The organism is Desulfonatronovibrio magnus (assembly GCF_000934755.1).
GTDB lineage: Bacteria > Desulfobacterota > Desulfovibrionia > Desulfovibrionales > Desulfonatronovibrionaceae > Desulfonatronovibrio > Desulfonatronovibrio magnus.
In genome coordinates, this window is sequence record NZ_JYNP01000116.1 from 1 (window position 1) to 6,746 (window position 6,746).

9 protein-coding genes are annotated in these 6,746 nt (G+C 42.6%); 3 read left to right on the forward strand and 6 right to left on the reverse strand.

Annotated elements, in window-relative coordinates:
* Nucleotides 1-197: 197 nt before the first annotated feature.
* Together LZ23_RS11095 and LZ23_RS11100 are read left to right on the forward strand one after the other, a co-directional pair.
* Nucleotides 198-830 (forward strand): pyrimidine 5'-nucleotidase, encoded by a 633-nt coding sequence (locus LZ23_RS11095; RefSeq protein ID WP_045214191.1) that lies wholly within the window; start codon nucleotides 198-200, stop codon nucleotides 828-830.
* 42 nt (nucleotides 831-872) lie between these two features.
* A complete protein-coding gene (locus LZ23_RS11100; protein WP_045214193.1) occupies nucleotides 873-1,334 on the forward strand; it encodes a PaaI family thioesterase in 462 nt (153 codons plus the stop codon).
* Nucleotides 1,335-1,440: 106 nt separating this feature from the next.
* Here the strand turns inward: LZ23_RS11100 and LZ23_RS11105 are convergent, their stop codons facing one another.
* Nucleotides 1,441-1,917: a chemotaxis protein CheW gene (locus LZ23_RS11105; RefSeq protein ID WP_045214195.1), complete on the reverse strand. Its 477-nt coding sequence runs from the start codon at nucleotides 1,915-1,917 to the stop codon at nucleotides 1,441-1,443.
* Between the two features lie 849 nt (nucleotides 1,918-2,766).
* Here LZ23_RS11105 and LZ23_RS11110 point away from each other — a divergent pair.
* Nucleotides 2,767-3,000: a hypothetical protein gene (locus tag LZ23_RS11110; RefSeq protein ID WP_045214197.1), complete on the forward strand. Its 234-nt coding sequence runs from the start codon at nucleotides 2,767-2,769 to the stop codon at nucleotides 2,998-3,000.
* A 264-nt stretch (nucleotides 3,001-3,264) separates the two neighbouring features.
* Here LZ23_RS11110 and LZ23_RS11120 read toward each other — a convergent pair whose 3' ends face one another.
* The 5 genes from LZ23_RS11120 to LZ23_RS11140 all read right to left on the reverse strand — a co-directional run.
* Nucleotides 3,265-3,954: a GNAT family N-acetyltransferase gene (locus LZ23_RS11120; protein ID WP_157493201.1), complete on the reverse strand. Its 690-nt coding sequence runs from the start codon at nucleotides 3,952-3,954 to the stop codon at nucleotides 3,265-3,267.
* Between the two features lie 75 nt (nucleotides 3,955-4,029).
* The gene (locus tag LZ23_RS11125) at nucleotides 4,030-4,272 is read right to left on the reverse strand and encodes a DUF2442 domain-containing protein (protein ID WP_045214203.1); all 243 of its coding nucleotides are present in this window, start codon (nucleotides 4,270-4,272) and stop codon (nucleotides 4,030-4,032) included.
* A gap of 105 nt (nucleotides 4,273-4,377) precedes the next feature.
* Complete coding sequence (locus LZ23_RS24635; protein ID WP_198145971.1) at nucleotides 4,378-4,545, reverse strand: DUF4160 domain-containing protein; 168 nt, start codon at nucleotides 4,543-4,545, stop codon at nucleotides 4,378-4,380.
* An 886-nt stretch (nucleotides 4,546-5,431) separates the two neighbouring features.
* Entirely contained in the window at nucleotides 5,432-6,397 is a 966-nt protein-coding gene (locus LZ23_RS11135) for a hypothetical protein (protein ID WP_045214204.1), read from the reverse strand.
* A gap of 5 nt (nucleotides 6,398-6,402) precedes the next feature.
* On the reverse strand, nucleotides 6,403-6,746 hold a 344-nt coding region (locus LZ23_RS11140), incomplete at its 5' end, for a helix-turn-helix transcriptional regulator (RefSeq protein ID WP_045214206.1).

The following is a 6,746-nucleotide window of genomic DNA, read 5'->3' on the forward strand; positions in this document are numbered from 1 at the left end:
GACAGCTCTTCAATGTGGAGGCGGCTTCCAGCCGCCTGATCTTTAATAGCCTGCAGGATGCAGGCTCCACTATAAAGACAGCTACTCACAGGTTCAGTCCCGGACCGCCAGGATAAAGCAGCTACAAATGAGTCATTTAAAACAATGGACTTTTTCATACAGGTTCCATACAATCAAGTAAACCTTAAGGCTGGAACATGAAAAAATTTATATTCGATCTGGACAACACCCTGTATCCCCAAGAACTTAATGTCTTTCCCCTGATAGATGAACGAATCAACAGATACATGACCGAGTATGTGGGCATCCCGGAAGAAAGTGTGGACTCATTACGCAAATTTTACTGGCAGGAATACGGTGTCACCCTCAATGGACTTATGATTCATTACCAGGTTAATCCTGAAGAATATCTTGAGTATGTCCATGATGTTGATCTAACCCACCTGCTTAAACCCAATATTCAGTTGAGAAAGGCCCTGGAGCAAATAGCTTTTCCCAAAGTCATCTTCACCAACGGTTCCAGCAACCATGCGCGAAATGTTCTGTCCGCTCTAAGTGTGCTGGATCTTTTTGAAGATATATTTGATGTCCGGGTGGCATCCTTTAAACCCAAGCCCTTCCCTGAACCATACATGAATATACTCGCCAGGCTGGATGTTTTAGGACATGACTGCGTAATGATTGATGATTTACCGGAAAATCTGAAAACAGCCAAAAATCTGAAAATGAAAACTATACTTGTGGGTGAATCACCAAACCATGAATACATTGATGTTCAAATTGAAAGGGCCTGTCAGGTGGTTGAAATAGTCGAAATGTGGCAGGGATAGCTACAAATTTATTTTATGAAATATCAAGGAGTTGTACATTAAATGACAAAATTTTGCATACAGGACAATTATCCTCAACAATACTGTCATTGTTATGGATGTGGAAAAGAAAACCCTGAGGGACTGAGAATAAAAAGCTGGTGGGACGGTCAGCAGGCTCTGGCAAGGTTCACCCCGAGAGATGAACATATAGCCTTGCCTGGCTATGTTTATGGGGGACTAATTGCATCGATTATTGACTGCCACGGAATAGCTACAGCTTCAGCAAGGGCTGCAGCTGAAAAAGACAGTGAAAAACATCGCCTCAAGCGATACGTAACTGCAGCCCTTAACGTGGACTTCTTAAAACCCACACCCCTTGGCATCGAGCTTGAAATTCGAGGAATGGCCCAGGAGTTTCATCGCAGAAAAGTTAAAGTAAAAGTTGAGATTTTCGTCGAAAATATTATTACTGCTCAAGGAGTCGTTATAGCTGTACCCATGCCGGACAGCATGAAAAGATAACATCCTGCAAAAGAAACGTCATGAAGTGCCGGAGTACAACAGATCTTGATCTGTACCACCTCAAACAATTTTTTCCAGGCTCCTTGTTGAAAAATCAAGCCCTCAACTATACCTGACTCAGAACACTCTTTTCTTCTCTGCTGAGCAATCTGTCCAGATCAAGAAGGATCAACAGCCTGTCTTCCAGTTTGCCCACACCACTGATGTATTCAGAATCAAGTCCAGCTACCACAGGAGGTGGAGGCTCCACAGTGTCAGCCGGGATACGCAAAACTTCAGACACTGAATCAACCACAAATCCTACAATCATTTTATTTATTTCAATGACAACAATTCTGGTATTTTTGTCATGAACCCTTGACTCAAGACCGAATCTTTTGCGCAAATCAATAATGGGGATTACTTTTCCGCGCAGATTGATCACACCTTCAACAAAATCAGGAGCCTTGGGAACACGGGTAATTTCCAGCATGCGGATAATTTCCTGTACAGTCAGTATCTCAACTCCAAATTCTTCTCCGCCAATACTGAATGTTACCAGCTGTAAGAGTTCAGCATCCTTTTTTCGTACTCCATTTTCCATGTAACATCTCCTGTAGTTCAAGCCATTTTGATAATTCAGACTGCTAAGTAACTAAAACTAAATTGGTAATAAATTCAAAGCATTATGGTTTTATCATACAGATTGCTTCGGTCGCTTAGGCTCCCTCGCGGGGACTGTCCCAATTTCCAAATATGGGACTGTTCTTCAAGGTGGAGGCAGCTTCCAGCCGCCTGGAATTAAATAGCCTGCAGGATGCAGGCTCCACTTTAAAGACAGTTACTCGCAGGTTCGCTCTCGGTCCGCCCGGGTGAGGAGCTTACAAGTAACTAGAATCGTTTTGCTAATAAATTCAAATGGTTACAATTTTCACATTTTTATGATTTTTGCTTATGATTCATGTACATTTGCCAGCAAAGTTCCGTCAAAGATGGGAACTTTGAGCCTGGCACAGGGACTGTCCCTCGCTGTGTAAATTTTGTCATTAAAGCCAATTTCTTCCAGGGACCAATGCAGCATCAAACTTTTTTATAGTACCTCGCGGGGACTGTCCCAATTTCCAGAAAAGTGACAGCTCTTCAATGTGGAGGCGGCTTCCAGCCGCCTGATCTTTAATAGCCTGCAGGATGCAGGCTCCACTATAAAGACAGTTACTCACACGTTCGGTCCCGGTCCGCCCGGGTGAGGAGCTTCTAAGTCAAAAGCTCTCCATAATAATGCAAAACACTTTCAACAATACATTTAAGACCTTTTAATTATTTTTTCAAGCATGAAAAAAGTTGCAAAAAATTATTGATAAGAGTAGATAAGGTCACTTTGCTTTCGGAACAGTTACAGACGATCAAAACTTTATTTTTCAAGACTGCACGAAATTGGAGGAATACTCACAATATGGCTTACTATTTGCGTCACCCTGATAATTACCCCTTAGAAGAACAGATTAAATCTTTGGCTGATGATGAACTTCTTGACTTCTGGGAAGAAAGCCAATTTTTAGAAATATATATTGATGACCACGCAAAAACAGCTCAAAAAGTTGTAAAATACGAAGAAGTAATCCTGCAAGAACTGCACATAAGAAATTATGCCCGCAGTTTTGGCACAGAGTTAACTCCAGTCCGATAGTCTTTGTCTACCCTTTTGCCAAAAAAATGATGAGAGCCATGGCTATATTTTTTGCTTTTCATAATTGAAGACTACATGCAGTTTTGTGAGAAGTCCAAACCTGCCTGAATTGTCAAGTCTTATTCCCCCGCCAGCAGTCTTCAAAAAAACTGAACAGATTAATGAAGGATAGCCTGAGTATAATGCCGCCCAACACCGGTGGCAAAACCCTGCAGAAGCGATGATTTTGGTATCCGGCACATGGCCTGGTTAGGCACATAGGGATTAGCCTGCCCTCTTCGACAGATCTTTCCACAGCAGGTAAATGTGCAGATTGTTCTGCGCAAAAGGTCGTTCCCCGTCCACGGAAAACTCTCTTAGAGGTACGGAATGAAGGCACTGGAACCCGATTTTTTCATGACATTGTCGTGAACCCATGCTCGTACACTCCGAAAATACAAGGGTGAAGTCCCGGGCAGTTGCATGTTCAAGGGCTGTTTGCAAAAGTTTTGTTGCGATCCCTTTCCCTTCGTAACCCGGAGCCACCCCCACAGCTGCTACATGCAGGCATTTGCCCGCTTCCGATCCTATCCGATCATATACGGGCTTGCGGAGCTCTTCCATTAACGACATCACGGCTGAAAACACTTCCTTCTCCTTTTCGGAAATATCTTCTGGAACCTGATGATTGCCCTCCACAACCGGATCATCACACACGATAAACCCGACTTCCTTGTTCGCAACATGACGATCCCGTGCCACCCAGCAAAACCCCTTAGACACTGGATTGCTATCCTCTTTACCGTACATGCTTCTCGCAAATGAAATCATGCGATCCTTGCTTAAACCAAGATATTTCGTCAGAGGCTCCCGACCATAAAAGAGGTCAATATACAGATTCAGCAATACCTCCGTCTCATCAGGATGGACCTGGTCAATACAAATCATGGTGCTGTCTTTTTGCATAGGTTTCATTATTTTTGTGCCCAACGCCACGCTCAGTCGAGCCGGTTGAGCGTGAGCGAAACCGGCTTCGGCTAGAGCACCGTGTTAGGCGTTTTCTTTTACTGAATCAACATAAAGCGTATCGGGGCATATATCCTGCTCATGCGGCCATACAACTGTGCCATGCAATGCCTTCGCTAATTTGAAATAGTTTTTATCCTGAAGCTCTCTAAAAACTCCGAAATCAAGCAAATTCAAACAATCATAAACTCCTTTCTCTCCGTTTGTAAAAAACAGCAGCAGTTTATAATCATCTCTTGGTATGACTTGTTTAATTCTTGGATTCATATTTTACCTCAATGGCTCAATTTTATAAGGTTGCTGCCCTGAAACGGCAAGTTCCCAGTTGGCGACAAGCTCATCCTTGTGGAGTTCAATCCATGCTTGAAGTAGTTACATCTTTGATTTCGGAATATTCCCTTCCAAGACATCCCCTTCCGGAATAGAAACAACCACTTCGTACTCCTGATATCTTACATGGATATGTGGACTTTTGTGTTGTTTGTTATCCTTAAAGTACAAATAAACGATAATCCCGTAAAACATTGATATTGCAGGCATTGAAATCTCCTCCGCATTAGTTTAGATGTTAAAGGGAACTGTATTGCTATTATGTCTGCCTACCGGGCCAAAACATTGTATGTTAGTAATAGTTTAGCCATTTGCATGTTGCACGGGGACTGGCTCTCCCAGCCCTTGTTTGATTAAGTCTGTTTTTGTTCATCAACAACAAACAAGGGCTGGGGTGCCTGTCCCCTGCTTCCCTAAAAAAGGGCTAAACTATTACGTATGTTAAAAGCATTGTAATCATTATCTTTTATAATTGCAGCTACACATGCTGTATCAGTAATGACAATATTTATTTGGCATAACAAGTTATTACAAGTTTTATATGTATCATTCCAGCCAACATGATGGGAGCATTACGAGTTTTTTGAAAACAAAATATGAATAGGGTGTGTTAAGGCAATCTTTGTGTAAAAAGTTATAAACTACGGCATGGCACGGGGACTGTCCCTGGCTTCGGGACTGTCCCCATTCATTTTCAAAAAACTCGTAATGCTCCCAACATGATATACACTTGAGAGTTCAAAGTTCTTGGTTCTTCGTTCTTGGTTGTAAGAAATAAATTCAATAAATTTGCATAGATACTTGGTCTGGACCAAAAGATATTTTGATCTGCCAAAAAAGCCAATAAAAACAGAAGATTAGAAAAAAAACTTTTGACTGCCCAGATATACAAGAGCTAAAATAAATATTGGAGACCACATGCATGCTCTGACATGAGTCCAAACCTGCCTGAATTGTCAAGTCTTGATTTGCCAGTCTACAGAATTATCATAAGCTGACAAATACAAATAATTCCTATGCCCAAAACACTTAATGCGGAAGTAGCTCGGCCATGGCGTGACTTTTCAGCTCTGGAACGGTTACGAGACCATATTCATTATTGAATATGTTCATGCATTCTAAACCTGAGCATGCTGATGGTATAATTATCAACATCATCTCTGAATTCTCCGCATGGATCATCATTTTCAAGAACCATATTGAATCTTTCAATAATCCGGTCTGTGGCATTCCTGACAGATTCAAGCCTCAAAAAGGCATAATAGACCCTGCTCAAGGGTAACTCTTCACTGATATTGTCCAGCAGAAAATCAACCCCATAGTGCCTAATCGCCAAGACCAGGGACTTTCTGGCCAGCCAAAGATCATATCCTGGAAAGCCAGGAACCCCGTTGGGACGCTCCAGGGCTATACTTTTCAGTACCGGCAGATCCGGAGAGTGTCTGCTGCAGTAATGCATGGCAAAATACAGGGCTGGATAAAGATCGTAAAATCTCGCCCAGTCCAGTTCAGCAATATCTTCAATGGGATCAAGTACGCCTGTCTCTTCCATTCTTGCGTTTAGATCGTTTTTGGTCTGCTCATGGCCCTGCAGCCACCACAGGCTGTATTTTTCCAGAAGACGAGCACTTTCCAACAGCAAATCTTCCCTTGATAAAAACTCAGTCCACATATCAGAAGAAAACACAAACCCCATATGATAAAGGGCCATCCATGCAGGATCAGGCATCCAGCTGACAAACTCCTGATCAGCAAACCTTGTTGAAATAAATCTCTTGTAACCATGCAGATGTTTGATAAGGGCTATCTGAGGAAGACCGTCCTTCATGGCCTTATGCGGGTGATGGACGATTTCTTCAATAGCCCTGCAGTGCGCTACATAAAATATTTCATCCATCATATGGAACTTTCTGGCCAGCTTTAGGCTATGCATCAGAAAATTGGTTTCCTGAGTAATAGATTCAAACAGGGGTGAAACCTCTTCATCTTTATCCGGTCTGCCAGTGCTGACCTCCTGCTCCAGAAGATCGAGCATTGCAGTTTCAATGCAGTATCCACACATATTTTTTAACCTGCAGTTTCGTATTTGTTGATTGCGTTTTTCATTTCCGCCAAGATTGCCTGCCTCATTTCTTCAGGCTTGACCACCCTGGCAGTAGCCCCGAACCCCAACAGCCACCTTTTAACATCAAACCATCCAGATGTAGTCATCTTCAGAGTAACACTGCCGTCTGGATTATCTTCAATGTTCTGTTTTGGGGAAAACTGCCTTTCCTTGATGTACTTAGCCTGGCTTGGGGAAAACACAACTTCCAGCTCAATGGGATCATCATAAACCATGTCAAAAGCCAGGGACAGCTTTTCTTCAGGATCAAAGTCCTCAGGATATTCAAAAACATCCGTAGTCTGCT

What these genes read in the sequence shown, in the direction of transcription:
- LZ23_RS11095 (WP_045214191.1), top strand. Translation starts at nt 198, where the DNA reads ATGAAAAAATTTATATTCGATCTGGACAACACCCTGTATCCCCAAGAA.
- LZ23_RS11100 (WP_045214193.1), top strand. Translation starts at nt 873, where the DNA reads ATGACAAAATTTTGCATACAGGACAATTATCCTCAACAATACTGTCAT.
- LZ23_RS11105 (WP_045214195.1), bottom strand. Translation starts at nt 1,917, where the DNA reads ATGGAAAATGGAGTACGAAAAAAGGATGCTGAACTCTTACAGCTGGTA.
- LZ23_RS11110 (WP_045214197.1), top strand. Translation starts at nt 2,767, where the DNA reads ATGGCTTACTATTTGCGTCACCCTGATAATTACCCCTTAGAAGAACAG.
- LZ23_RS11120 (WP_157493201.1), bottom strand. Translation starts at nt 3,954, where the DNA reads ATGAAACCTATGCAAAAAGACAGCACCATGATTTGTATTGACCAGGTC.
- LZ23_RS11125 (WP_045214203.1), bottom strand. Translation starts at nt 4,272, where the DNA reads ATGAATCCAAGAATTAAACAAGTCATACCAAGAGATGATTATAAACTG.
- LZ23_RS24635 (WP_198145971.1), bottom strand. Translation starts at nt 4,545, where the DNA reads ATGCCTGCAATATCAATGTTTTACGGGATTATCGTTTATTTGTACTTT.
- LZ23_RS11135 (WP_045214204.1), bottom strand. Translation starts at nt 6,397, where the DNA reads ATGTGTGGATACTGCATTGAAACTGCAATGCTCGATCTTCTGGAGCAG.